General features: G+C 67.6%; 27 protein-coding genes and 1 tRNA gene. 6 read left to right on the top strand and 22 right to left on the bottom strand.

Annotated features, from left to right (window positions below):
- Positions 1-9: 9 nt before the first annotated feature.
- A complete protein-coding gene (locus B378_RS0109315) occupies positions 10-2139 on the bottom strand; it encodes a S9 family peptidase (protein WP_017343530.1) in 2130 nt (709 codons plus the stop codon).
- Positions 2140-2216: 77 nt separating this feature from the next.
- On the bottom strand, positions 2217-2810 hold the full coding sequence (locus B378_RS0109310) for an IMP cyclohydrolase (protein ID WP_017343529.1): 594 nt from the start codon (positions 2808-2810) through the stop codon (positions 2217-2219).
- A 188-nt stretch (positions 2811-2998) separates the two neighbouring features.
- Here B378_RS0109310 and B378_RS0109305 point away from each other — a divergent pair.
- A tRNA-Gln gene (locus B378_RS0109305) sits at positions 2999-3071 on the top strand.
- 178 nt (positions 3072-3249) lie between these two features.
- Here B378_RS0109305 and B378_RS0109300 read toward each other — a convergent pair.
- A complete protein-coding gene (locus tag B378_RS0109300) occupies positions 3250-3906 on the bottom strand; it encodes a hypothetical protein (RefSeq protein ID WP_017343528.1) in 657 nt (218 codons plus the stop codon).
- 679 nt (positions 3907-4585) lie between these two features.
- Positions 4586-5173, bottom strand: a complete 588-nt coding sequence (locus tag B378_RS0109295) for a MarR family transcriptional regulator (protein WP_017343527.1) — start codon at positions 5171-5173, stop codon at positions 4586-4588.
- 148 nt (positions 5174-5321) lie between these two features.
- Between B378_RS0109295 and B378_RS0109290 the strand changes: the two genes are divergently transcribed.
- Entirely contained in the window at positions 5322-5981 is a 660-nt protein-coding gene (locus B378_RS0109290; RefSeq protein WP_017343526.1) for a hypothetical protein, read from the top strand.
- A 283-nt stretch (positions 5982-6264) separates the two neighbouring features.
- On the opposite strand, the gene cgi121 is transcribed toward B378_RS0109290, so the two are convergent.
- From cgi121 to B378_RS0109275, 3 genes are all read right to left on the bottom strand, one after another.
- Positions 6265-6888, bottom strand: coding sequence for a KEOPS complex subunit Cgi121 (cgi121, locus tag B378_RS0109285; RefSeq protein WP_017343525.1), 624 nt, complete (start codon positions 6886-6888; stop codon positions 6265-6267).
- Entirely contained in the window at positions 6885-9341 is a 2457-nt protein-coding gene (locus B378_RS0109280) for an ATP-dependent DNA helicase (RefSeq protein ID WP_017343524.1), read from the bottom strand. Before B378_RS0109280 ends, cgi121 begins: the two co-directional genes overlap by 4 nt.
- Before the next feature lie 567 nt (positions 9342-9908).
- The gene (locus B378_RS0109275) at positions 9909-10586 is read right to left on the bottom strand and encodes a class I SAM-dependent methyltransferase (protein WP_017343523.1); all 678 of its coding nucleotides are present in this window, start codon (positions 10584-10586) and stop codon (positions 9909-9911) included.
- Positions 10587-10652: 66 nt separating this feature from the next.
- Between B378_RS0109275 and B378_RS0109270 the strand changes: the two genes are divergently transcribed.
- Positions 10653-11096, top strand: coding sequence for a DUF2391 family protein (locus tag B378_RS0109270; protein ID WP_017343522.1), 444 nt, complete (start codon positions 10653-10655; stop codon positions 11094-11096).
- 46 nt (positions 11097-11142) lie between these two features.
- Here B378_RS0109270 and B378_RS0109265 read toward each other — a convergent pair whose 3' ends face one another.
- A complete protein-coding gene (locus B378_RS0109265; protein ID WP_017343521.1) occupies positions 11143-11718 on the bottom strand; it encodes a magnesium transporter in 576 nt (191 codons plus the stop codon).
- On the bottom strand, positions 11715-12287 hold the full coding sequence (locus B378_RS0109260) for a magnesium transporter (RefSeq protein ID WP_017343520.1): 573 nt from the start codon (positions 12285-12287) through the stop codon (positions 11715-11717). The genes B378_RS0109265 and B378_RS0109260 overlap by 4 nt, the downstream gene beginning before the upstream one ends.
- 252 nt (positions 12288-12539) lie before the next feature.
- Here B378_RS0109260 and B378_RS0109255 point away from each other — a divergent pair, with 252 nt between their 5' ends.
- The gene (locus tag B378_RS0109255; protein WP_017343519.1) at positions 12540-13118 is read left to right on the top strand and encodes a hypothetical protein; all 579 of its coding nucleotides are present in this window, start codon (positions 12540-12542) and stop codon (positions 13116-13118) included.
- A 31-nt stretch (positions 13119-13149) separates the two neighbouring features.
- Here the strand turns inward: B378_RS0109255 and B378_RS0109250 are convergent, their stop codons facing one another.
- Complete coding sequence (locus B378_RS0109250; RefSeq protein WP_017343518.1) at positions 13150-14013, bottom strand: hypothetical protein; 864 nt, start codon at positions 14011-14013, stop codon at positions 13150-13152.
- Positions 14014-14190: 177 nt separating this feature from the next.
- On the opposite strand from B378_RS0109250, the gene B378_RS0109240 reads away from it, so the two are divergent.
- A complete protein-coding gene (locus B378_RS0109240; protein ID WP_017343516.1) occupies positions 14191-14634 on the top strand; it encodes a hypothetical protein in 444 nt (147 codons plus the stop codon).
- 18 nt (positions 14635-14652) lie between these two features.
- On the opposite strand, the gene B378_RS0109235 is transcribed toward B378_RS0109240, so the two are convergent.
- From B378_RS0109235 to B378_RS0109205, 6 genes are all read right to left on the bottom strand, one after another.
- Positions 14653-15834 (bottom strand): aspartate kinase, encoded by a 1182-nt coding sequence (locus B378_RS0109235; protein ID WP_017343515.1) that lies wholly within the window; start codon positions 15832-15834, stop codon positions 14653-14655.
- A gap of 343 nt (positions 15835-16177) precedes the next feature.
- On the bottom strand, positions 16178-16846 hold the full coding sequence (locus B378_RS0109225; RefSeq protein ID WP_017343513.1) for a Zn-ribbon containing protein: 669 nt from the start codon (positions 16844-16846) through the stop codon (positions 16178-16180).
- Positions 16847-17269 carry a DUF2073 domain-containing protein gene (locus tag B378_RS0109220; RefSeq protein ID WP_017343512.1) on the bottom strand — a complete coding sequence of 141 codons (423 nt, stop codon included), beginning with the start codon at positions 17267-17269 and terminating at the stop codon, positions 16847-16849.
- Positions 17269-17910 carry an Era-like GTP-binding protein gene (locus B378_RS0109215; protein ID WP_017343511.1) on the bottom strand — a complete coding sequence of 214 codons (642 nt, stop codon included), beginning with the start codon at positions 17908-17910 and terminating at the stop codon, positions 17269-17271. Before B378_RS0109215 ends, B378_RS0109220 begins: the two co-directional genes overlap by 1 nt.
- 299 nt (positions 17911-18209) lie before the next feature.
- Complete coding sequence (locus B378_RS0109210) at positions 18210-18677, bottom strand: DoxX family protein (RefSeq protein WP_017343510.1); 468 nt, start codon at positions 18675-18677, stop codon at positions 18210-18212.
- Positions 18678-19739 (bottom strand): hypothetical protein, encoded by a 1062-nt coding sequence (locus B378_RS0109205; protein WP_017343509.1) that lies wholly within the window; start codon positions 19737-19739, stop codon positions 18678-18680.
- 79 nt (positions 19740-19818) lie between these two features.
- Here B378_RS0109205 and B378_RS0109200 point away from each other — a divergent pair, with 79 nt between their 5' ends.
- Positions 19819-20832, top strand: coding sequence for a TatD family hydrolase (locus tag B378_RS0109200; protein WP_017343508.1), 1014 nt, complete (start codon positions 19819-19821; stop codon positions 20830-20832).
- A 5-nt stretch (positions 20833-20837) separates the two neighbouring features.
- Here B378_RS0109200 and B378_RS15860 read toward each other — a convergent pair whose 3' ends face one another.
- From B378_RS15860 to B378_RS0109175, 6 genes are all read right to left on the bottom strand, one after another.
- A complete protein-coding gene (locus B378_RS15860) occupies positions 20838-21251 on the bottom strand; it encodes a hypothetical protein (protein WP_017343507.1) in 414 nt (137 codons plus the stop codon).
- Positions 21244-21618 carry a nucleotidyltransferase domain-containing protein gene (locus B378_RS17310; protein ID WP_256364749.1) on the bottom strand — a complete coding sequence of 125 codons (375 nt, stop codon included), beginning with the start codon at positions 21616-21618 and terminating at the stop codon, positions 21244-21246. Before B378_RS17310 ends, B378_RS15860 begins: the two co-directional genes overlap by 8 nt.
- A gap of 42 nt (positions 21619-21660) precedes the next feature.
- Positions 21661-21909 (bottom strand): hypothetical protein, encoded by a 249-nt coding sequence (locus B378_RS17305; protein WP_017343505.1) that lies wholly within the window; start codon positions 21907-21909, stop codon positions 21661-21663.
- 634 nt (positions 21910-22543) lie between these two features.
- Positions 22544-22816: a hypothetical protein gene (locus tag B378_RS16410; protein WP_017343504.1), complete on the bottom strand. Its 273-nt coding sequence runs from the start codon at positions 22814-22816 to the stop codon at positions 22544-22546.
- Between the two features lie 125 nt (positions 22817-22941).
- Positions 22942-23826, bottom strand: coding sequence for a fumarylacetoacetate hydrolase family protein (locus tag B378_RS0109180; RefSeq protein WP_017343503.1), 885 nt, complete (start codon positions 23824-23826; stop codon positions 22942-22944).
- Positions 23827-23886: 60 nt separating this feature from the next.
- A complete protein-coding gene (locus tag B378_RS0109175; protein WP_017343502.1) occupies positions 23887-25242 on the bottom strand; it encodes an amidohydrolase family protein in 1356 nt (451 codons plus the stop codon).
- Positions 25243-25328: the final 86 nt, after the last annotated feature.

Raw genomic sequence — 25328 nt, 5'->3', positions numbered from 1 at the left:
CCGAGACGCCTACTCCTCCCCTTCCTCGTCTTCCGCGCCGGCGGTCAGCCCGTCGTCCTCGGGGCGGTCGAGCGCGCGCTCGGCGTCGTGGTGGTCGGAGTAGCCGTCGAACCAGCGGGCGATGCGCTCGATGCGGTCGACGATATGCGCGGGCTCGCCGGACCGCGAGAGCTCGTGTCCCTCGCGGGGGTACCTGACGAACCGCGTGTCGACGCCGTTCTTGCGGAGGATCCGGTGGTACAGCTCCGCCGTACAGATCGGCGTCCGCGTGTCGTCCTCGGAGTGGATCAGGAGCGTGGGCGTGTCGACCGCGTCGGCGTGGCCCGTCGGCGACTGCTCCCAGAGCCACTCGGGCTCGTCGGAGGGGACCGTGTCGAAGTCGCCCTCGACGAGCTTGTACGCCGCGTCGGTCGAGCCGTAGAAGCCGGTGAGGTCGTAGACGCCGCGCTGGGCGACGGCCGCGCGGAAGTAGTCGGTCTGCCCGACGATCCACGAGGTCATGAACCCGCCGAAGGAGCCGCCGGTGACGAACGCGTTCGACGCGTCGATCTCCGAGCGGTCCGCGACTGTCTCGACGCCCGCCATCACGTCGCGGGTGGTGACCGCTCCCCAGTCGCGCTCGATCGCTTGCATGAACTCCTCGCCGTAGCCGGTCGAGCCGCGGGGGTTCGACCAGAAGACGGCGTAGCCGCGGGCGGCGAGCGTCTGGAACTCGTGCCACATCGTCCCCGCGGTCGACCACATCGCGTGCGGGCCGCCGTGTATCTCGACCGCGAGCGGGTACGGCTCGTCGGCGTCCCCGGCGGCCGCGTCGTCGCTTCCGCCGACGCCCGCCGGCGGCGTCAGCAGCCACCCCTGAACCTCGACGCCGTCGGACTCGAACCGAAGCTCCTCCGGCTCGCCGACCGCCCGCTCGGCGAGGTAGTCGGCGTTCAGCTCGGTCAGGCGAGTCGTCTCGTCGGCCGCGGCGTCGTACGCGAACGCGTCGCCCGGGTGGTCCCATTCGCTTGCGGCGAACGCGACGGTCACCGACTCGGGCCCCGCGTCGGCGTCGCCGCCGACGGTCGCGCCCGAGACGGTGCCCGGTCGGAGCAGGCGCTCGGGGCCGGCGCTCCCGTCGGCGGGGACGTGCCACAGCGCCGTCTTCCCCTCGTCGGGCGTCGCGAAGTAGATCGTCTCCCCGTCCGGCCCCCACTGGGGCGTCGTGTCGCGGCCGAGCCCGCGGTCGATGCCGCCGGTGAGGTCGGTGACCGCGCCCGATTCCGCGTCGAGGACGCGGAGGTCCGTCGGCTGCATCGACACCTGCTCCGGCTCCGCGTGCGTGAACGCGACGCGGCCGTCGGCGGTCGCCGCGAGGTCGGCGCCCCACCCGGTCGTGGTGTGGACGCGCTCGGCCTCGTCGGCCGCTAGATCGTGGGCGTGTATCGCGATCTCGACGGAGTCGTCGGGGTCGTCGCCGACCGCCTCGGTGTAGTACAGCGTGTCGGCGTCGCCCCACGAAGGCGCGACGAAGTCGGCGTCGCGGTCGGTGACGCGCGTGACCGCCCCGGACTCGGCCGGGTCGGGGTCGGTGACGCCCCCGACCGTCGCGTCCGCGTCGACGACGTACACGCCGGGGCGGCGGCCGTCGAAGTAGCGCTCGGCGGCGCGGTAGACGGTCCGGTCGATGACGCGCGGGTCGGGGTGTTCCTCGGGCTCGTACTCGTCGGGCACCGCGAGGTCGCGGTCGGCCTCGCGGTCGTCCGCGGTCACCGACTGGACGAACGTGATCCGCTCGCCGTCGGGCGACCACGTGATGGAGGAGACGCCGCCGACGACGTCGGTGACGCGGCGGGCTTCGCCGCCGTCGAGCGGGAGGACCCACAGCTGCTGGCGGTCGTCGGCCGCGCCGCGGGTGGAGGTGAAGGCGATCCGATCGCCGGAGGGGCTCCAGCGCGGTTCGGCGTCGGCGCCCTCCGAGAGGGTGAGCCGGCGCGGATCATCCTCGCCCGCGACGTCGACGAGGTACACCGTCGTCTCGTAGCTCTCGTCGTCGGTCGGCTGTCGGCGCACGAAGGCGACGCGGTCGCCGTCCGGCGAGATTCGGGGGTCGGACGGGACCGCGAGGTCGTGGTAGTCGGCGGCGGTGACGCGCTCCATGCGCGTCAGTCGGACGGGGGAGGCAAAAGGCGTCGGGAGCCGGAAAGGCGGGGGCGGGCGCGCTCCGGTGGGGGCGATCAGTCCTCGCCGTTGTCGAACGCGAGCGAGACGCCGTCGTCGTCGACCGTCGCGCCCGCGGCGCAGACCGGGTGTTCGAGGTCGGCCTCGAGGAGTTCGGTCGCGACGGATTCGGCATCGGTCGCGGTCAGGTCGTACGGCTCCGGCGAGTCGGTTTCGTAGGTCGCGACGACGGTGGGCTCGTCGACGGCCTCGACGAGCAGCGCGTCGCGGCGGACGGTGCCGATCACCGCCGCGTCCGCGCCGACGACCCCGGCGACGCGGGGCGTGTCGTAGTCGTCCTTCTCGAAGTCGAGCGCGAGCAGCGTCGACGCGAGCGCGTCGCGGGCGGGATAGCCGCGCTCCAGTTTCTCTGCGATCGGGTCGACGTGCGATCCGTTGCCGAGGGCCGCGAGGGGCTCGCCGGTCGGGCTCTCGACCGCCCGCGCGCAGTTGTACGAGACGTACGGGTTGTCGGTCTCGGGCGCGTCCGGGGTCGGACCGACGGTGAGGGTCCCGTCTCGGCGGCTGACGCGACGGTTCGGGAACGAGCGCGAGGAGACGCGGTAGCCGCCGATCCCGGGCGCGACGACGACGAATCGTCCGACGTACATACAGCTTCGTGCGGATTAGGTCGTGTAAAACGCGTCGATATGTCCACGAACGCGATCGGAGAGAGCGAGGAAGGCGACCGGCGACCCCACGACGGGGGGAGACCGTCGGACGCGGGAGCGTCAACGGATCGCACGGCGGCCGCAACGCGCAACGCTTACAAAGACGTACTGGCTACTGATAAGTGCGCAGTCCATTGGGGTAGTGGCCAATCCTGTTGCCTTCTGGGGGCAACGACCCTGGTTCGAATCCAGGATGGACTACTTCCTCCGTATCTCACTTCGACTGGAACGGAGTGGCGTCCCCGTCCTGCGGTTTCCACTCGAAACGAAGGGGTGGCATTCGCCAGTTCGAGCTGTAGTTGTAGTTCACCAACGATCTCCATCGCACAAGCGTATGGAAAGAAAGAGGAGTAGAGCGTGTTTTTACTGTCAGTTAGTCTTATTCGCCGTTGACTGTCTGATTCTCCGGAGGCAGGTCGATCCTGATAATCTCTTCTGAAGGGACGGTCGTGGTGGTTTCGTCGTCTTCGACTTCGAAGGTGAAGGTGCCCTCTCCGCCACGTTCAATCGAGCTCTCGTTCAGCTCTATCTGAGTGGCTTGGTCTGCTGTGAGTCTCGTGGCGTTTTCTTCATTGTTCGTGTGCTGACTGGGTTCCGTATCGTTGAGATCGTAGTCGGTGGCATCGATCGTGATGGCGTTGGAGGCGTTGAGTTTCACCGGTTCATCGATGTAGGTGACCTGCTTCTTTGAGAGGTTAACGTCGGTGATGACCCGTGTCTCGTCCGGCTCCTCAAGCGGAGCAGCCTTGACGTGGATCACACTCTCGTCCAACCCGGAGGCCCATACCTCGAAATGAACGGTAGTTACCTCGTCGAAGTAACTCCGGACCGTCTGGTTCGCCCAAGCCGTCTCGATGGCCTGATCGACCTCTTCATCGCTCGCCTCTCCGGGATTGATGACGTCAACGGTGTAGTTGGCTGGCAATGCATCATCCGACGCTGTGTCGGCCGTAGGGATGTCCATTGCGGCGACGACACTACCCGTACCGAGGGCGAGCAGTGCGGCGACCGCGAGGACGGCAAGTTTCGTGCGCATAGTTCGTCAATCACCTGGTAGCATGGAGATACACCGAAACCTCCGAACCTTGGAGGGGGGTGCTCTCCACGTAGACCGTTAGATGAAAGACCTGAAAGTGATTGATTGGAAACGCATTACGGAACCGGTTTGGAACCCGTTTCAGGCGGTGGTTCACCGAAGATTATAGAGACGGCAAGGCGAATACACCCGCCTTTAGGCGGGTGATGAAGCCGACATGGTGGGAAGCAATCCACTAGCCGAACGTCTGTACAGAGTTTCACAGACGGAGATTTAACTGACAGGCCGCTCTATCTGAAGGTAGGAATCGGTCGGAACGGAGCGGATTCCGAACCGTCCTTCAGAGGCGGCCTGTCCGCCCGCGTAACGAGACAGTATCTGAAAGGGTAGTCGGTGAACGCTACATCCTCGAAGGGTGTGTCTGTGCCGACCGCTCAAAGCACGCGACACGATATCCCCAACTCCGCTGACGCCTGCTGGCGTCCCCGTGGCAAAAACAACATTGGGACGCCATACATGGTCGAGGATAGGGGTAACGGCGGCTTGGCACCGCCAGCAGTCCACCACATCAACGCTGTGGGACTACCCGTGCCCGAAAGGTGTGGTAGTCCGGTGATCGGACTGGAAACCTGAAACTCCCACCGCTCGGGATTCCTCCGCGTTTACGCGGAGGAGGGTGTCAACTGAGGACGACGACGTTACCCATCCCTTTGCGTTTCCGCTCGACCAGGCCCTTGCTTTCGAGGGTATCCAAGGTTCGGCTGACCGTGGCCTTAGACAGCTCGGTTCCCTCGACGATATCGCGTTGCGGAAGTTCACCACCGGCGTCAAGCACGACGGTGTAGACCGTTTCCTCGTTGTTGTGTAACCGGTCAACCGTCTCCTCCCACCGTTCCTCAGGGGCCGTTGTGTCGTTCTGGACAGTGTCGCTGCCGTGTCCGTCGCTGACCGCTTGTCGCGTCGGTGGGTGTTCTCCGCCGTTTGCGACGGGATGCGGTGTCGCTGACTCGGTTGTCGGGACTGTGGAGGTGTGGTCGTGGAGTAAGAGGTAGGTGCCACTGGCACCGAGGAGGGAGGCTGCGACGGTGATGAGGGCGACATCGGTGTACGTGAAGTACTGGCCGAGCTGGGTGGTTTGCGCGCCGTTGTCACCGAGAGAGACCATAACCGGAGAGGGAGTGATCAGTTGGACGGCAACCACGAGGACCGCGGCGACGAACGCGGACGCCGCGATAAGGCGCTTGCCGTGGAGGGCTGACAAGTCCATATGATCAGGGTAATGAACACACCGTCTAATGCGTATCGCTCTTTGGCTGTAAAACCGGGGTGAAACGCCTGTGAAACGCATTTCCAACCGTTTCCCAACCGGTTTCACGCAGTACTGATGTGGTCTTTCACCGAAGTCCAAACCACGAATGACATCCGATCTACAGTCCCGGCTCGCCCTGTTGGTGGTCCTTGCCGTTCTCGGTGTCGGGCTCGCCGTCCTCGGCACCGCGGTCGGTGCCACCACTCCTCACGCCGCTTCCGGGCCGGGTACGGCGTTCGTCGTGTCCGAAGACAACGTCACCGTCGAACAGGGTGATCAGCAGGTTACCGTCGTCGACAACATAACCCGGGTTGACAGTATCGAAATCGAACAACAAGGGAGTGGAACCTATCAGGTGAACACGGAGACAGAGGACCCACTGACGGACAGCGAACGCAGTCACGCCAAAGCCATCGCCCATGACAACGCGACCGTACAGCAGGTGCTTCAGGACGTAGAACAGTACGAACTGACCGTTGAACCGATCCACAAACTGACCGCGGACTCCGTCCGGACCACGACCGTCACCGGGCTCAATAGTACCTCGATGGAAAGTGAGACAGCCGAGGGAGAGGAGACGTTCACCCTCACAGTCGAAGACGGTGACGAGACAGGTGCGGTCACCATCGACCGTCAACCCGAATACGTCAAAGACGAGGCCGCCATCAGGATCCGCAACCCTTCGACCGACGAGGTGTACTACTCCGCCACAGTCGACCTCGAAAACGAGACCGTCACAGAGATCACCGACTGGCGTTCGGATTAAACTGGCCGTCCTACAGGAGAGGACAACTGCGGCTGGATTTCGACAGTAGCTGTCGATCCGCAACAGCAGACGACAAGGTGGTAGCGGCGTCCTCCGGGTCGGAAGTCACTCGAAGTACGGCTTCGGAGAGCTACGAGTGAAGCCCGTCGAGCCCCGCTCGAATCAGTGTCAGAACCCAGAGGAAGTGACGAAGCTCACCGGTGAGACACTCATGTGTGACGGGGGGATCGGCACGAAAAATCACACTACAGACTGAATGGAAAAATAGTTTGTATAACAACTGTCACTTCTCGACGTCCAGCAGCGCGGCGCGCTCGCGGACGACGTCGGCGAGGTCGCCGTTCGTCGCGGCGAGTTCGCGGTCGGTGACGCCGTAGAACTCGCGGACGCGTTCCGCGTCGAACGCGACGTCGAGCGCGTCACTCTCCTCGATGCGCTCTCCGGGAGCGTCCACGGCGAGGTTCCGAACCGCCTCGACCGCCGCGTCGAGGTCCGCGGTCGACCGGCCGGCGTCGGGCACGTCGCCGAAGTCCGCGAGGAGGACGACCGTCGCGCGCTCGCCCTCCGAGACGCCGAGTTCGAGCGCGCGGTCGATCTGCCTGCGCCCGGCCGCGTACAGCAGGACCTCGACCGCGGGGTCGCGCGCGACCGCCTCGCCGCGGGCGATGGCTCGCGCGGCGAGCCGCGCTGCCTCGCGGAGCTGCGTCGGGGAGACGACGAGGTCGACGTCGAACGCCTGGACGACCGCGCCGGTCTCCGCGGCGATCCCGTCGAGGTCGGCGAGGAACGCGTCGAGGTCGTCGATGGCGAAGGTACCGCGGACGAGGCGGACCGCGGGCTCGGGCGCCGGCTCACCGTCGGGGTCGGGCGCCGGTTCCTCGTCGGCGTCGACAGCGGGGCCAGTCATCCGAAATCACCCAGACTCGCCTGTCCGTCGCCGTCGCCGTCGGCGTCCGCGCCCGCGGTCGCCGCCGCGGAGGCCGATCGGTCGGGGTCGACGCCGTCCAGCGAGGGGTCCTCGCGGCCGGCGTTCTCCAAGATGCGCTCGGCGGTGAGCTCGCGGCCGCGGAGCGCGCCCAGCACGACCGCCTTGTCCGCCTCCCGGAGGTCGGCGCGGCTCTCGATGCCGGCCTCGAAGAGGCGGCGGGCGCGCTTGCGGCCGACGTTCCGGACGCCGGCGAGGTCGAGCAGCTCCTCGCGGACCCCGTACTCCAGCCGCTTGCGGGCCTCGCGCACCTGAACGACGACGTCGCCGTCGATTCCCTCCACGTCGCGCGCGAGCGTCTCGGCCGCCCGGAGGAGCCACTCGGCGGTGTCGACCTTCCCGCGGATGTCGCCCGGGCCGACGCCGTAGCGCTCCGCGATCCGGTCCTCGTCCACCTCGTTCGCCCAGTCCTCCAAGAGGCGGGCCGTCTTCAGCGCGGCGAGCCAGTCCTCGAAGCGCACGTCCTCGTACTCGGAGGGCACGTCGCCGAGGAACTCCGCCTCGCGCTCGTAGCAGACCTCGGTGTACTCCTCGCGGTCGCCGGACTTGAGGTACAGCTCGTAGGTGTCAGGAGTCCGGCTGACGAGGTGGTAGAGGCCGAGCGGGGTTACCGCGGGGCCGTCGTCGTCCGACTCCGCGGGCTCGGCGGCGGGGTCGCCCCCCTCGTCGTCCGCCCGCGTGTAGGTCGTGAACCCGGCGTCGTCGGCGTCCGCGTCGAGATCCGCATCGGCGCCGTCCGCCGGAACGAACTCGCCGCTCTCGGCGCCCTCGTCGTCCGCGCCGTCCACGACAGTCCGCAGCCCGTCGAGTATCTCGGCCGCGCTCATCGGGTCGAGGTAGAGCCGGGAGACGGTGTGGCCGATACCGGTCGCGGCGAGCCCCTCGCTCCCGCCGTCGCGGTCGCGGTCGACGAAGCCGTTGACTTCGAGGTAGTCGAGGACGGTGTCGGTCACCGATGCGAGGCGCCCCTCGTCGTCGGTCTGGGTCGCGTAGAGAGTGTTATCGAGGAAGGAGAGGAGCCCGTCGCGGGTGGCGGCGAAGCCGGAGGCGACCGTCGCAAGGACGTGCGTGCGGAGCGCGGGCTCGGCCGCCAGCTTCGAGCGGACCGGCTCGGGGTCGGCCCAGACGTACCGGTCGAACAGCTCCTCGCGGGTGTCGGCGCTGTTCGCGAGCAGCACCGCCTCGCCGTAGGGGTCGAGCCCGGGCCGTCCCGCGCGGCCGCACATCTGGTGGACTTCGAGGACGTCGAGCGGCTGCATCCCGCCGAACTCCCCGTCGTAGCGGCGCCAGTCGCGGACGATCACCCGGCGGGCGGGGGTGTTGACGCCGGCCGCGAGCGTCGGCGTCGCGGAGACGCACTTGATCAGCCGGTCGCGGAACGCGTCCTCGATCAGGCTGCGGTGCTCGCTCGCGAGGCCCGCGTGGTGGAACGCCGATCCCTGCTCGACCGCGTCCGCGAGGTCCTCGGAGGTGTCCGTGTCGGAGACGCCGCGGATCTCCTCGGCCAGCTCGCGGAGGCGGTCGCGCTCGTCGCCGGTGAGTCTGGGGGCGGTGACCTCGCCCAGCTTCCGGGCCGACGACTCGGCGTTGCGCCGGGAGTTGACGAAGACGAGCGAGGAGCCGCCCTGCCCGTCCTCCTCGGTGTCGAGGGCGTCCGCGACGAGCCGGGCGGTCTGGTCCTCGCCGCGCTCGACGGGCACCTCGCGCTGGCTCCCGTCGTCGAACTCGATCGCGTTGCCGAAGTGGACCCCCGTCCGCAGTTCGATGGGTCGCCAGTCGGACTCGACGAGCTCGGCGTCGAGCCAGTCGGCGATGACGTCCGCGTTGCCGACGGTCGCCGAGAGCGCGACCGTTTGGAGGCCGGGGTTCACCTTCCGGAGCTTCGCGAGGGTGACTTCGAGGGTGGGGCCGCGGTGAGAGTCGTCGACGAGGTGGACCTCGTCGCTGACGACGCAGGTGAGGTCGTCGATCCACGGCGCGCCGTTGCGGATCAGCGAGTCCACCTTCTCGGAGGTGGCGACGATGATGTCCCGGCTCGCGAGCCACTCGCCGTCGGAGTCGTAGTTGCCCGTGGAGACGCCGACCGTGACGCCGAACTCCTCCCAGCGCTCGAACTCCGCCTTCTTCTCGCTGGCGAGCGCGCGCAGCGGGACGATATATAAGGCCTTCCCGCCGCGCTCGATCGAAGAGAGCATCGCCAGCTCGGCGATAAGGGTCTTGCCGGACGCGGTCGGTACGGCCGCGACGAGGCTCTCGCCGTCGACGACGCCCGCCTCGACGGCCGCCTGCTGGGGCGGGTACAGCTCCGCGACGCCCTCCGCTTCGAGCGCCTCGCCGACGCCCGCGGGGAGCCCGGAGAGCGAACTCGGTTCCATTACGTGTCCGTGGGGCCCCCACGCGATTTAAACCGTCGGAACGGGCCGGTAGGGGGGAGAGAGCGAGCGCAGACGCGACCGCCGACTGCGACGCTTGTTTATAAATAGATCCGCGGTGGCGTCGCCGGCGGCAGAGCCGCCGGCTGCAAGAGGCGCGTCGCGCCTCCCTGCGTGCCTGCGAGGCCGCCCCGCGGCCGAGCAGCACGCGCGAGGGAGTCGGCCGGCCGGAGCGAAGCGAAGGCCGGCCGACGAGGCTGGGGAGGCGTGAGGCGCTGTGCGGTGCTGTGCGGGGCGGGACTCAAAGGGGCAGTCGCGAGGGCGGCGCAGGCGAAGCAAGGACCACAGGGAGCGAGCACCGCGAGCGACCGAGGACCGCAGCGAGCGTGCGCCGCCCTCGCGACTGGGGCTTTGGAGGTGGCCTCTACCGACCCGCGATCAACTATTTATAAATAAACGGCTGGGGCTTTGAATCTGTACTCCGCCGATCCGCAGTCAACTATTTATAAACAGACTACGCAGTTTTTGGAGGCTGTCAGCGCGCCGGCGATGTCTATTTAAGAACCCAGATCAGGGAGCGACGCCGACCGTCAACAGCGTCCCCCACGTCCGGTAGCGGTCCACCATCGCCTCGCGCGTCTCGTACCCCTCGGTCGGGAACTCGGCGGCCTCCGGAATCTCGGTCTCGCGGTCGGGGATCGCGTCCTGCTCTGCGACGTACAGCCCGGCCTCGCGGAACGCCTCGCGGTACTCGTCGCGGGACCACAGCGTCATCTCGACCGAGATGTTCTCCTGCCACGCGTGGGTCGTCTCGCTCTCCGCGAAGTAGTTGACGGCGCAGTAGAAGGTGCCGCCCGGCTTCAGCACGCGCCGGACCTCTTCGAGCGTATGGACGGGGTCGGCCGCGTAGTAGAACGCCTCCATCGAGAAGACGTGGTCGAGCGAGTCGTCGGCGAAGGGGAGTTCGTCGAAGTCGCCGACCAAGAAACCGACCGCGTCGTCGTCGGTGTACCCGCGGGCGTTGCGCGCCATCTCGGGGGCGCCGTCGAGGCCGTAGCCGCGCCCGATCCCGCGCTCGCGGAGCGCGCGGAGCGCGTAGCCGGAGCCGGTACCCAAATCGAGGACGGCGTCGCCCGCCTCGACCGGCATCCGCGCCAAGACGTGTTTCGCGGTGTGCCAGTGGCGGTCCTCCATGCCGCGGTCCTTCCCGCTCGCCGCCCACTCGTCGAACTCCTCGCGAACGCTCATACGGGCTGAAGGAGGACAGCGCTGAAAAACAGCGGTGTTTTACCGGCTCCGCTCCCCACGGGGGACATGAAACGCCCGCGAGCGCTCCGCCGACCAGACTTCCGGGTGGCGGACATCGCCCAGCAGTCGGTCGGCGGCTTCCTGCTCGCGGGGCCCTTCGTCGTCACCGAGGAGGTGTGGGTGCTCGCAGCGGGGATGAACTGGATTCAGGCCGGCGTGACCGCCGCGCTCGTCGCCCTGATCGGCTACGCCGCGCTGTACCGGGCCGACACCGGCCGCGACGTCGACGAGGAGCCGGACCTCGTCGGGATCCCGACCCGGTTCGTCTCGCTGATGACGGTCGCGTTCGGCTCCGTACTCCTGCTGGCGCTGATCTTCGACGCGCCGCACACCTTCCTCGTCGAAGGCGGCATCGGCGACGGCGAGGTGGTGGCGACGACCGCGAAGGCCGTCTCGCTCGGCGCCCTCTTCAGCGTCGTCGGCGCCGCGACCGCCGACAGCGTGTTCTGATCCGGGCCCGCGCGGTCCGAGTCAGAGGACGACCGCGCGGTCCGAGTCAGAGGACGACCGAGACGACCGCGAAGAGGATCAACACGCCGGCGATGTCACAGAGGTTCGTCACCACGGGGATCGTTGTGTCGTCGGGGTTGAGCCCGATCCGGTAGGAGGCCTCGACGGCGGCGACGCTGGCGACGACGACGAGGACGGCGAGACACAGCCCGGAGACCAACGAGATCAGCAGCACCCGGCCGAGCGCGAGCGACCCGCCGAGCGCGAGCCCGATCGCCCACGCGGCGACCCCCACCGCGCCGAAGACGGTCGCCGCGAGCGCGAACACCGCGCCCGCGTTCGCCCGGAGCGCGGGATTCGAGGGGCTGAACTCGTAGGTCCCCAGGTACAGCTGCGTCGTGAGCCGCGAGCAGGTGATCGACGCGAGGTTGCCGGCCGTCCCGATCTGGACCGGGACCAAGACCAGCAGCGCCGGGTACCGCAGGAGGACTTCCTCGTACGTCTCCAACACGGTCCCGGAGACGAGCTGGAGCACAGACAGCACGGCCAAAAGCGGGATCATCGTCCGGACGATCCGGCGTATCGACCACTCGTCGACGACGGTCGACTGCGGCTCGGTCACGAGACGGCCCCCACGACGGCCACCCCGACGAGGAGGAAGAACACCCCGAACACGTCGCCGAGGGTCGTGACGACCGGGCCGATGACGTTGTCGGGGTCGAGCCCGCGGCGGTAGCCGACGAAGATGACCGAGATGAGCACGGAGATCATCAGCACCGCCGAGAGGAAGCCGGCGACGACCATCACGCCGACGAGCTGGAAGAGGCTCCCGCCGTCGCCGAACAGCACGAGCGTGAGATAGGTGACGACCGCGATGAACACGGAGACGGTCATCCCGTTGATAAAGGAGGCGACGACCGCGTTCGTGAGCCGGCGGGACGGCCGGAACCGCGGCTCGATCACCCCCTGATGGAGCCCCGTCGAGAGCCGGGCGCCGAGCGAGCCGTACACGCCGCCGCGGGTGGCGAGGAACGCCGGCAGCAGCAGCAGGAGCCCGGGGACTTCCGCGATGTTCGCACGCATGGTCTCGGAGGCGAGTATCGTCCCCGCGAACAGCCCGGCAATCAGGCTGACGGCTATCACCGGGAGCGCCTGCCGGTAGATCTCGCGCGCGGAGTCGTGCCCGGGCATCGAACGCACCGACGGCGGGCGGGGCAAAAAAACCGACCGCCGCGCCGGGCGATCGCCGTCGGTCCGCGATCGCCCGTGAGCGACTCGGGGAGCGATCGTCCCATAACTATCAGAATCTCCAAACGAAACGGTGGGGTCGGTGGCGGACGGACGCGACGCCGACCGAACGCGACGGGAGCGACCCGCCCGCGTCCGACGGTCTTGGACGGCTCCGGCCCGCACCGTTAAGTCGATCCGGCGAGTTCCGATCCCATGGACTACTCCCTCGCCGTCGAGAACGGGCCGGAGACGATACCGGGCGGGACCGGGCTCCTCCTCGTCCACCCGAGCATCGGCGAGACGGACCGGATCGACACGGACTTTCTGAAGACCGACACCGACGCGTTCCTCGTCGTCTCGACGCGGACGACCGCGCGCGAGGTCGAACAGAAGCTGGAGTACTACGACGTCGACGAGACGAAGGCGACCATCCTCGACACGCTCTCCGTCGAGCGCGGCTACTCGCGGCGCACGTCCGACGACGTCTACTACGTCTCCGCGCCGGACGATCTCGACGGCGTCGTCGACCGCGTGGAGCGGTTCCTCACCGAGAACGAGGGGAAGCGGCGCGTCTCTGTCGACTCGCTCACAGAGATGGCCTACTACGCCGACGACGACGCGGTGTACGAGGCCGCCGCAGAGATCCTCGCCCTCCTCGACGAGCACGACGCGGTCGGCATCTTCCACCTCTCAGAGGAGGTCCACGAGGTCGCGACGCTCGACCGGTTCCGCGAGCTGTTCGACGGCGTCATCGACCTCGACGGCGAGGGCAACGTCGTCGTCGACGTCTGAGCGGCCGCTTCGCCGCGGGCCGCGCGACCCCTTACTCCTCGTCGACGAGCGCCGCGAACGTCTTCTCCGCCCACGCCACCGCGTAGTCCGCCCCGCGATCCCGGTAGGCGGTCGTGTCGAGCGCGCCGTACGGCGCCGGGAGGTCGAGGTCGTGTTTCACCGCCGAGCAGGCGTACTCCGTCGCGCTCGGGAACTCGGTCTCGCCGCGGGCGACCTCGCCGGAGAGGCCGCCGAGCCGGCCGGAGAGGCGCTCGCCGGCGTCGACCCACGCGCCGAACAGCCGGGGGTACTCCCCCTCCCACGAGGCGAACTCGTCGCGGGCGTGGAGCCCGACCCACGCGTCGAACAGCGCGTTCGCGACCTGGAAGACGTCGGTCGGGCCGAATCCCGTCGTCGACTCGCCCGTCTCCGAGTCCGGGCGGCGGATCGCCGCGTCGAGGTCGCGGTAGCGCTCGCCGAAGAAGGGGAGGAACGACTCGGGGAGGCCGGAAGAACCACCGGCGTCGACGGATCCCGGGGCCGGCTCGCGGCCGATCTGGACCAACCGCTCGGCGATGAGGAACGCGAGGAAGTCCTCCGGGGTCCCCTCAGCGCGCCGCTTGACGAGGACGGTCGGCGGGTCGGTCTGCGTCGTCCGGACGACCGTCCCGTCCCCGGGGAGCCCGACGGTGAACGCGGGCCCCGCGTGCTTCCGGAGCAGGTCGGGTACCGCTTCGGGAAGCCACTCGGCGGGGTACGACGCGGGGTCGAGCGCGTCGACGAAGAGGCCGAGGTCCTCCGCGGCGGCCGGCGGGAGCGTCTCGAAGTCGGAGTCGACGTCGAGGACGGGCGTTCCCGGCGCGTAGCGGTCGCGGACCGTCGCGAGGTCGTCGTCGAGCGACCGGGGTGAGAACATCAGGCGAGGACGTACGAGAGGATGATGAGCACCGAGAGGACGGCCGAGACGCCGACCGTTCCGACCACGATCTTCGTTGGTTTGGACATGCGCGTTCCTGCGTCCGCCGGTCGTTAAAATCATCCGGTCGCGGCGAGCGTGCGGCGATTTTATGTCACCGGGCGAGAGTGCGGAGGTATGCGAGTTCGTGACGCGGTCGAGGCCGACGCCGCGGCCCTGGGATCGATGACGGGCCGGCCCGAGGGCGTCGTCCGGAACATGATCCACGACCGCTCGGTCCGCGTCGCGGTGACGGACGCGGCCGCGTCCGAAAGAGGAGGCAACGACGCGGACGCCGACACCCCGGTCGACGCGGTCGCGGGGTTCGTCGCGTTCGACGTGCGCGACGGCGTCGTCCACGTGACGAACGTCGAGGGCGACCCCGACGCGGTCGAGCGCCTGTTCGAGGAGCCGGTGCGGTTCGCGACCCGGGAGGGGATGACGGTCGAGGCCGTCCTCCCGACCGACGGGACCGCCGATGAGGCGGCCGAGGCCGCAGGGTTCGAGCCGGGCGGTTCGGGACCGCGGATCGAGGGCGCGCCGACGACGCGGTACCGGTTCGACCCCGAAGAAGGCGGCTGAGAAGAGATCCGTCGCCGCTCAGTCGAAGCGGTCCTGAACGATTTCGAGCGCCTCCTCGCGGTCGTCCCAGTCGACGAACACCGCGACGGAGGTGGCGCTCGTGATGAGATCGATGATGTTGATGCCGGCCTCGGCGATGGGGGCGATGATGTCCTGGATGACGCCCGACTGGTTGGGGAGCTCGCCGCCCGTGACGCGGATCACGGCGATGGGGTCGGCGACGGTGACGGAGGAGAGCGCCTCGTCGGTGACAACCGCCTCGTGGAGCAGCGCCTCCGCGGTCTCGGCGACGTCGACGTCGACGTAGAAGGTGACCGAGTCCATCCCGGACGCGACCGCGTCGATGTTGATCTCCTCGGCGCGGAGCGCATTCGCCAACTCGGAGAGGATCCCCGGCCGGTTGCGGATCGCCCGGCCCGCGATGGTGAGGCACGCCAGCGGCTCCTCGCGCATGTCGATCAGGCTCTCGAACTCGCCCTCGATCCGGGTTCCCCCCCGGAGCAGGTCGCCGTGCTGGTAGTGGACGACCCGGACGTCGAGTCCCTCGTCCTTGTAGGAGAGCGCGGAGGGCGCAACCACCTCGGCGCCGCGGAAGGAGAGGTTGCGGAGCTCGTCGACGGTGATCTGGCCGACGTTGCGGGCGCCTTCGACCACCCGCGGGTCGCCGGTCATCACGCCCTCCACGTCGGTGACGATGACGACCTCGTCAGCGTCCATGTAGTTGCCGAGCATGACCGCGGTCGTGTCCGACCCGCCGCGCCCGAGCGTGGTGACGTTACCGTCGTGGTCCTCCGCGAGGAACCCGGTGATGATCGGGACGACCCCGTCCATCTCGGCGGCGATCTTCTCGGCTCGACGCTTGGTCTCCGCGACGTCGACCTCGCCGCGCTCGTCCGTGATCACCGGCCAGTCGGGGTGTCCGGGTTCGAGGAAGACGGCGTCGACGTCTCGGACCGACAGCGCGGCCTTCAGCATGCGGACGCTGGTGCGCTCGCCCATCGAGACGATCTCCGCGCGGTCGGCGTCGTCCGTCTCGAAGGTGATGTCGTCAAGCAGATCGTCCGTGGTCGATCCCATCGCGCTCGCGACGACCGCGATCTCGTGGCCGGCCGCGACCGCGCTCGCCACCGAGTCGGCGGCGCGCTCGATCCGGTCGCCGCTCCCGAGGCTCGTGCCGCCGAACTTGGCGATTACGCGCATGCGGCTACCTCGTCGGGGTGCGGTCGGTCTCCGAGAGACGGTCGAGGCGGTGCGAGGGCGACGGCGCGGTCCGGACCGAGGCCGGAGTCCCGGCCCGGTCGGCGGAAGCGATCGGCTAACATGCGACCCCGTAGCGGAGGAAGCCGGATAACAGTATCTTCTTCGACAAGGGTCGCCCGAATCACAGAACCGCACGAAGCGGCGGCCGTGAGCGGGTGAAAACGAAACGAACGATCAGCGCATTTCGGAATCGCGGGTCAGGGTGTGCGAGGGGGCAGGGGAGGCGAGATGGAGGCGCGCAGGGAAGATGAGGGGACGCGCGCAGGGAAGACGGACGGAGGCGCTACTCGTCTTGGATGCCCCAGGCGTCGGGCATCTCGATGACGTACCGGCCGTCCTCCTGGAGGGAGATGATGTACTCCTGTCTGTCGTACAGCTCCATCAGGTTGAGCTCGTACTGGCCGGGGCTGACGATGCGGATGCTCTCGAACTGGTCGTTGAGCTCGTCCCGGAGCGCATCGATGCCCGGCTCCGGCCCCTCCTCGGCCGGCGGCGTCTCGGCGGGCTCGACGTCGCGGCTCGCTCGGTCGAGCTCGTCCGGCGACACCACCTCGGAGCGGGCGCTCGCCTGCGCGGTGTCCTCGTCGCTCCGGTCCGCGATCTGTTCCGTCCCGTCGGATTCGGCCGGGGCGTCGGCGCGCGCGGCGCCGTCGTCCGGCGTCGCGTCCGCGGGGTCGCTCGGCTGGCGGTCGGCCCCGCTCTCCTCCGGGGTCGGCGCCGACCGATCGTCCGGGGTCGGCGGCGTCCGGTCGGCCGCGTCGGCGGCGGAATCGGACGGTCCGGCGGCGCCGGACGGCTGATCCCCCTCGTCGGTCGCGCCGGCGGTCGGGTCCTTCGTCGCGCCGGCGGGCTTGAACTGGAACTTGTTCCCGCCGCAGTCGGGACAGCCCGACAGCATCTCCTTGGAGCCGTCGGGGAACGTCCGGCCGCAGGAGGTACACTGGTGGGGCATCTACTTGCGGGAGACGAGCGTGCTGATGAGGTTCTCGTCTTTGTGGAGGGTCTCGATGCGGTTCGCCGGGCCGATGACGGTGAGCTTCTGGGTCGACTCGCGGCCCATCAGCTTGTCGAGGAAGCTCTGGTCGCCCGCCTCGGCCTTCGGGTACGTCTCGATCTCGATCCCGGTGAAGTCGTCGGGGCTGATCTCGGTCATCGTCACCTCGATGAGCTTCGACTCCTCGTCGGGGGAGAGCCCCTCTTCGAGGATGACGATGTTGCCGTCGCGGACGCCGTCGAGGATGAGCCGGATCTTCTCCATCCCGGTGAGCCCCTCCATCCGCGCGCCGCTTATCATGTCGATCCGGACGCCGTCACCGGAGTCGTCGCCGTCGTCCGGGTCGTCCGCGGCGTCGACGTTGGCTTTCGGCCCGGGCATCAGCCGAAGTACTCCGCTATTTTGGTGTACACTTCGTCCATGTTGTCGCCCTCCAGCGCGGACAGCGGGATCGTCTCGTGTTGCGGGAAGGCGTTCGCGATCTGCTGGACGTCCGACCCCTCTAAGTCCGTCTTGTTCGCGAGGATGAGCGCGGGCAGGTCCTGCGACTCGATGATCCCGATCAGCATCGTGTTCACCTGCGTGAACGGGTCCGTCGTGGAGTCGAGCACGTAGATGACGCCGTCGACGTCCTCGCGGAGCCAGTGCATCGCCTCCGCGACGCCCTCGGTCGCCTCGCGCGACCGGCGGACGGCGTCGTCCTTCTCCATGTCGTGGTCGAGGAACTCCTTGTAGTCGACCTTCGTCGTCACCCCGGGGGTGTCGACGATGTCGATGGTGACCGTCCGCCCGTTGCGCTCGATCTCCACGTTCTCCTTCCGGCGGGCCCGGCGAGTCTCGTGGGGGATGTGGCTCTCTGGGCCGACGGCGTCACCCGTCCAGTCGCGTGCGATCCGGTTTGCGAGGGTCGTTTTACCGGCGTTCGGCGGTCCGTAGATCCCGATCCGCTTGGGCTCGTCGGCCGCGAACAGGCCGTCCGTGACCCGCGATATGCTGTCTCTGAGATTTGTGAGCAGTCCCATCCTGACCTCCAGTCCGTGTGGTTTTCCCGAACACCGCGGTCGTCGCGCGGCGCCGTTCGATCCGTACGCTCGACGCCTGTTCGGGGAATTACGGTAGGGTCCTCGCCGCTCTCACTTAAGAACTGCGTCAGACATCCCGATCCGGGGCGTCGGCGGCGGACGGCGGCGAAATCGACGGCAGGCGGTGAAAGTTAAACGGAGGTGAAACGAAACCGCGGACGGGCCAGAGGAGTTCGCGGACGGGCCAGAGGAGTTCGCGGACGGTCCGCGACCGAGCGTTCCGGGACGTCGAGGCCGCGTTACTTCTCGTCGCGCTCGCCCGCGGCGTCGCTATCCCCGTCGCTCCCGCTGGCGGCGTCGAGGAAGACGACGGCGCCGCCGAGCAAGGCGAGGTTCTTCAGGAAGTTGATCTTGTTCCCCTGCCGCTCTTTCCCCTCCATCGTCCAGAAGTCGTGGATCGCGGGCGTCGTCCCGAGGAAGAAGAAGACGAGCGCGCCCGCGGCCGCCCGCGGGAGCCGCCAGAGGACGATCCCGAGGTTGGCGACCAGCAGCATCCCGGTGACGAACGGGACGAGCACGTCGGGCATCGGGACGCCCTTCTCCTCGGCGACCGCGACCCGCTTGTCGTTGTTCTTGAACCCGTCGAGGGCCATGTACGCGAGGACGCCACCGTACAGCGAGCGGCCGAGCAGCGAGGGGGCGTCGCGGCCGGAGCGGCCGTCGGCGGGCTCGGCGGCCTCGGATTGAGAGTCCGGTTCGTCCGCCATTTATACCACCTCGATCCGGCTGACGTTCGCGTCGACGCGCCCGACCGTCTCGTAGGTCGGCCCCTCGTCGCCCTCGCCGTCGAGGCGCCGCATGATCCGGCCCTCTACGTCGTCGCGCTCGTCGGGCACGTCGAAGAGGCCGGAGCCGCAGACGACGTCGCCGTCGTGGACCGCCCACGTCTCGATGATCTCGTGGGGCTCGCCGGGGAAGGAGACTCGCTCGAAGTCGCGCCCGAAGTTCGTCGACTCGAACAGCGCGACCTCGTGGTCGTCGTTCACCCACGCGGGGGGCGCCTCCTCGCCGCCGCAGAAGATCACCCGGCCGTCGTGGACGAACACGCGGCGGATGTACGAGAAGTCGTTGCCGACGTCGAGCCGCTCGAACGACTCGCCGGCGTCGGTGGTCCGCCACAGGCCGCCCTCGCCGACCGCGTGGCCGAGCCCGAGGTTCTCCAGGTTGTGGTCGAGGTAGCCGGTCGTCGCCAGCCAGACGTCCTCCGAGATGGGGAGGACTTGGTGGACGTCGTCGACGATGGCGTCACGGTGGTCCGACCACGTGCGGCCGCCGTCGCGGCTGACGTGGATCCCGCCGGCCTCGACGCCCGCGATGAGGTGGTCGGGGCGGCCGGGGACCGCTTCGAGGGCGCGGAGGCGGGCGTAGTGCGGATCGATCGGCGACTCCCAGTGGCCGCGGGAGGGGAGCTCGCGGAACCCCTTCAGCTCGGTCCACGTCTCGCCGCCGTCGACCGAGCGGAAGACGTACGGGTCGTTGGTGCCGGCGTACAGCGCGCCGTCGGCGGTCGCGAGGATCGCCCACACCTCGCTCTGGCCGGCGTGCCAGAAGCGGTCGCCGAGCGGGACCTCGAGGTCGGTCCACGTCTCGCCGCTGTCGAGCGAGCGGTACGCGCCCGTCGAGGCGGCGACGAAGACGCCTTCGGTGTGGTCCCACGACTTCACGGCGGTGACGACCCCGCAGTCGAGGACGGGGTCGAGGTCGTCGCGCTCGAAGGGGACGTCGTCGGCTCGGTACAGCCCGGAGTCTGTCCCGATCAACAGTGTCATATCCCAGAGTGCGTCGGACGCATAATAAAGTTTTACCAATCTGTAAAACGCTAAGTGGCCGGGGGACGACGGTGGGGGCATGACCGCGCCGCACGCCACCGTTCGCCCGACCGACGCCGCGTACCTCGAGGAGTCCGAGTCCGGACCCGAACTCCCGACCGAGCTGCTGAACCTGCCGTGGATCGACCCGCACAACCACGCGCACACGCTCTCATGGGAGGACCGCGAGCGGTACGCGCTGTCGGGGTGTCGGTCGATGGTGATGGTGTCGTCGGGGTACCACTGGACCCCCTACAAGCCCGTCGAGGCGAGCGACATCCGCTTCCTGTGGGACGACGCGGTCAACCGCCGGCGGGCGATCGAGCGAAACCACTTCTTCGAGGCGAAGTTAGGGCTCGGCGTCCACACCGGCGTCCGGATCGAGAATCCCGACGAGCTGCTGGCCGCGATGGACGACTACTGCGCGCTCGACGAGGTCGCCGCCGTCGGGGAGACCGGCGTCGTCCCGAGCCAGCACGTCGAGCGCTGGGACGTCGACGAACAGCAGGCGGTCGTTCAGGCGCAGATGGAGCTGGCCGCCGACCACGACCTCCCCGTCCTGCTCCACACACCGAACACGACGCCCGAGGCGAAGCGAGAGTATCGCGACGACCTCGGCGTGACTCCGGGGTACGAGAAGAACGCGGGCCTCGGCACCGACCCGGTCCTCGACGGCGAGAACCCGGCGCTCGAAGCCGTGAAACGCGACGTGGAGGCCGCCAACGACGCCGGGCTGGACGAGGAGCGCGTCGTGGCCTCGCACGCGGACGCGAACAACACGGAGTACCTGATGGAAGAAACGGACTGCTACCTGAGCTACACCATCGGCCACTCGTGGCTCGTGGGCGTCGACGCCGCCGACGTGGCGAACGCGATCGACGAGTACGGCCCCGAGCGGATCATGATCGACACCGACACCGCGAACGTGCTTCGTACGGACCCGTACGCCGTGAAGCGCGCGATATTCGAGCTGTACCGCTACGGGATCGACGTCGACGACATCCGGACCGTCGTGTACGAGAATCCGCGGGACGTGTTCGGGCTGGGGGAATAGAGTATTTAAATAAATTCGTGGTGCGGTGGCGTCGTGGCTCCGTGTGCGCCCGGGAGCGGCCGTGGATTCCGGTTCCACAGCTCGGCGAGGTCGTCCCCGAAGGCATCGTCGTAGAGACCGATCTCGGCGCCGCGTTGGTAGAGCCGTCGGTGGCTGCTGATGACCTCCGAGGGCGACATCGCTCCGTCGTGGATTAGCCGGAACTGAATCGTGCGCTCGATGGCGACGAACGCCGACTCGATAACGACCGTGTAGTACCCTCGGTCGAGGAGGTTCGATCCGACCTCCAACAGCCGGCAGGCACGGCGAAGTTGAACCAACTCCGCGTCGTCGACATCCAAACCCTCCTCGATCGTTCCGGGGCTGCCCTCGAAGCTTCGCTCGGCCTCCGCCAATTGATCCCGAATATCGTCATTCATCGGCGTACACCTCTGTCCGGAGCTCTGAGAGGAGGTCGGAGTCGACCAACGTAATGCCGTCGTCGAACTGGGGGCGAAGCTTGTCGCCGATTCGCTGGACGCTGTCCGTCGATTCGACGAGCGGCTGGTAGGTGTAGCGGTTCCCCTCGAACCGTCGGTCTTCGAGGTCACCGACGATCGACTGGACGGTCCGACGAGCAGCGGTCCGATCTTCGTCGACGACCACCAGTAGGTCGATGTCGCTGGTCCTATCCGCTTCCCCCCGAGCGACGCTGCCGAATAGGACGACACCGACTAAATCGTCCAGTTCCTCTCGGGCTCGTTGGAGGAAGGCCCGGACCGGGTGGTGGAACTCACTTTGCGGGATCGAGAGAATCGGATCGGGTTTCGTGAGCCGGTCACGGTTGATTCAGACCTGCTGTGTCCGACCGTCCTGTGCCGTTTCGACGACGTCAAGCTCGGAAAGGAGCTTCACCGCCTTCGATATCGTCCCCTGATTCGCCCCGGTGAGACTCGCGAGTTCGCTCATTGAGTACGTTGCGTATGGCTGATCTACGAGAACCGCAAGAACGTCCTCCATTGCTTGGTATCGAAACACCCGATCCTCCGGAAACGGATATCGCAGTTCTATCGAGATCGACTCTTTCTTATTGGGCATACAATTCCTAATAAGAATAGTCTAAAAACACTACCGATGAACTGGGTCGAGTAGGGCAGACTGGCACGGTTAGAATCCGATTTTTAGGCACATTCTCCTCAAAAAGTGGTGTATTGTGAATCGTTCCGGTCGGTACGAACATAGCGACGAGTGAGAGCGAGAGTGAGTATCGCAGATCGGTAGCAGCGATGTAGTATTTAAACAACCGTGAGCGACGGCGGCGAGCGTTTATAAATGGGAGGCGGTGCGGTGGCGCGCCTGCGAGCGGCCGCCACCGGCGGCCGCGAGCCAGCCCGCGAGGGACGCGGTGAGCGCTCGCAGAGCGCGAACCGCGAGGCTGGGGAGGTGTGAGGTGCGGGTGCTGTGCGGGGCGGGGCGGGATTCAAAGGGGCAGTCGCGAGGGTGCCGTAGGCGACGCAAGCACCGGAATGAGGGAGCGAACGGAGTGAGCGACCGAGTGAGGAGCGCAGCGAGCGTACGGTACCCTCGCGACTGGGGCTTTGGAGGTACTCACCGCCGATCTGTGGTCAACTATTTATAAATGAACGGCCGGAGCTGTAGAGAAGTTCACTGTACGGGCTCCGTTGAGATTCTCTACAGAGAAGGCATTCCGATTCCGGTCGGTCCAAGCCATTTAGAACCCGGTCACCGCAGGGAGTACTGTTCCGAGAAGAGTCAGACAGGCGGCACCGACCAACGCCAGAAGGACGATAGGAGGGGCAGTAAACTCCTCTGGGTCAGTTTGAAGCGATTCGTAGCCGGCAACTGCGAGCATTCCAGCCCCACCGATGGCCATGAGCAGTATCGGGATGCTGCGATCACCAGCGACGACCGACGCTACCGCTGGCCCTCCTAGTGACGTTCCGATTACGGCGAATGAGCCGGTGTAGACATACAGATCCTCCATTGGCGATGTAACAGCACGAGGACACTTGTAGTTTGGTTAGCGATGTACGAGCGCGTCCGGAGAATACGGTTTCAACGAGGCCGCCACGCCGGCGATCATTTATAAACTCCGACGAGCCGAGTGCTCTACTCCGTCTCGAACGAGTTCGTGAGCTCGCCGACGCCCTCGACGCCGATAGTGACGGAATCATCGTCGCCGAGCAGCACAGGGGGTTCCCGGTAGACGCCGACGCCGGGGGGCGTGCCGGTAAAGACCAGATCGCCGGGTTCGAGCGTGAACGCCTGACTACAGAAGGAGATCAGCTCGTCGACGCCGAAGATCAGGTTCTCGGTCGAGGACTCCTGTAGGCGCTCGCCGTTGATCTCGGCGAAGATCTCGAGGTCGTGGGGGTCGCCCACCTCCTCGGTCGTCACGAGCTCGGGCCCGGTCGGGGCGAAGGTGTCGAGGCTCTTCCCGCGGACCCACTGGCCGTCACCGTGCTGGAGGTCGCGCGCGGAGACGTCGTTGCCGACGGTGAAGCCGGCGACGTGATCGAGGGCGTCCTCGGGGTCGACGCGACGCGCCCGCTCGCCGATCACGGCGACGAGTTCGGCCTCGTAGTCGACCTTTTCCGTGTACTCGGGGTCCCAGCGGACCGGGTCGTCGGGGCCGACGACCGAGGTGGGGAACTTCGAGAAGAGGACGGGTTCGTCGGGGATCTCGTTGTCGCCCTCCTCGGCGTGGTCGCGGTAGTTCAGCCCGACGCAGACGACCTTCTGCGGGTCGTCGACGGGGGCGGCGCGTTGGAGGTCGTCGGGGTCGCGGACGCCGACGCCGGTCTCCGCGGCGTGCTCGACCGCGAGGTCCGCCTTGCGGCGCCACTCCCAGTCGGCGAGGAGGTCGCTGGTTCGGGCGGGGACGTGGATCCCGGCGGCGGCGCCGGCCTCGGCGAGGTCGACGACGCCGTCGTCGGTCGCGACGCCGGGCCACGGTGTCTGTGCGTCCGTCGTTCGGTATTGTCCGATTCGCATGTGAAGTGAGGGAAGTGAGTCGAAGGGGTGAGTTCGGTTAGCGAAACTACGCAGCGGGCGTTACAGGTCGATCCCGGCCTCGTCGAGCAGTCGCTCGCCGGAGGCGACGAACCGGTCGAACTCCTCGTCGACCTTCGGGTTCGTCAGCTCGCCGTCGCGCTTGACGACCTCGCCGTCGACGAGGACGGTGTCGATGTGCGAGGGGTCGGCCTGGAACACGACGGTCTGGACCGGGTTGTGGCTGGGGGCGGTCATGAAGTCGTCGGCGTCGAACAGGACGAGGTCGGCGCGCTTGCCGGGGGTGATCGTCCCGATCTCGTCGTCGAGCCCGAGCGCCTTCGCGCCCTCGACAGTGGCCATCTCTAAGGTGTCGCGCGCGGAGATGCTGACCTCGGTGACCTCCTCGTCGCCCTCGAGGATCTTCTGGTTGTCGAACATGCGCTGGAGCTGCATCCCGATCCGCATCTGGCTCCCCATGTCGCCGCTGACGTTCGAGCAGACGTCGACGCCCCACGCCGGGCGGCCGCCGGCTTCGAGCACCTTCCCGGTGACGGGGATGCCGTGGCCCATCTGCATCTCGACCTCCGGCGTCGAGGAGAAGGAGACCCCCTGCTCGACGGCGTGATCGATATCCTCCTGCGAGAAGTGGTTCCCGTGGGCGACGTTGACGTCGGGGCCGAGCATGTCCTCGATACAGCCGAACCCCTGGTAGTCGTCGCCGTACTCCGAGGACGGCCACAGCGCCGCGCCCATGTGGATCGTCGAGAGGACGCCGAGGTCGCGGGCGAGTTCGAGGTCGCCGCGGGCGGTCTCGTCGGTACAGAAGTCCGGACCGCGAAGCCCGAGCGCGAGGCTGAGCCGGTCGTCGTCGCGGATCTTCTCCTCGCGGAGCTCGCGGATCTCCTCCTCGGGGAGGCCGACGTCGCTCTCGAACCACCACTTCGCCGCGTCGTCGCCCGGCGGGCCGTAGGTGTACACCGCTCGCAGGCCGGTGTCCTGCAGCGCGTCGACGGCGCGTTCGCCGTGTTCGAGCGTGTTGGGGTACGACCAGTCGAGCGCGGTCGTCGTCCCGGTGTGGAGCTTCTCGAAAGCGCCGAAGAGGCCGCCGAGGTACATGTCCTCCGGCTGATACAGCCCGGTGATGTTGCCGAGCATGTCGTCGAAGTACTCGCCCATGAGCGACCAGTCGCCGGCGATCCCGCGGACCTGTGTCTGTGCGAGGTGGATGTGCGAGTCGACGAACCCGGGGACGACGATCTTCCCGGCGGCGTCGATCTCCTCCGCGTTCGACGCCGAGAGCCCGGTGCCGACCTCGATTATCTCCCCGTCCTCGATCAGGACGTCGGCCTCGTCGAACTCCCCCACGTCCGGGTCGAGCGAGACCACGGTCCCGTTTCGCACGATCGTCTGTGTCATGTTCGATAATAGGGTTTGACCAAGAGGTTAAAACTTTACCGGACGGTAAAGGCCGACAGAGGCGACCGTAGGTTGAGGGGGACAAC

The sequence above is a fragment of the Halorubrum sp. T3 genome, assembly GCF_000296615.1.
GTDB classification, from domain to species: domain Archaea; phylum Halobacteriota; class Halobacteria; order Halobacteriales; family Haloferacaceae; genus Halorubrum; species Halorubrum ruber.
This window is presented reverse-complemented; position numbering and strand designations above follow the sequence as displayed.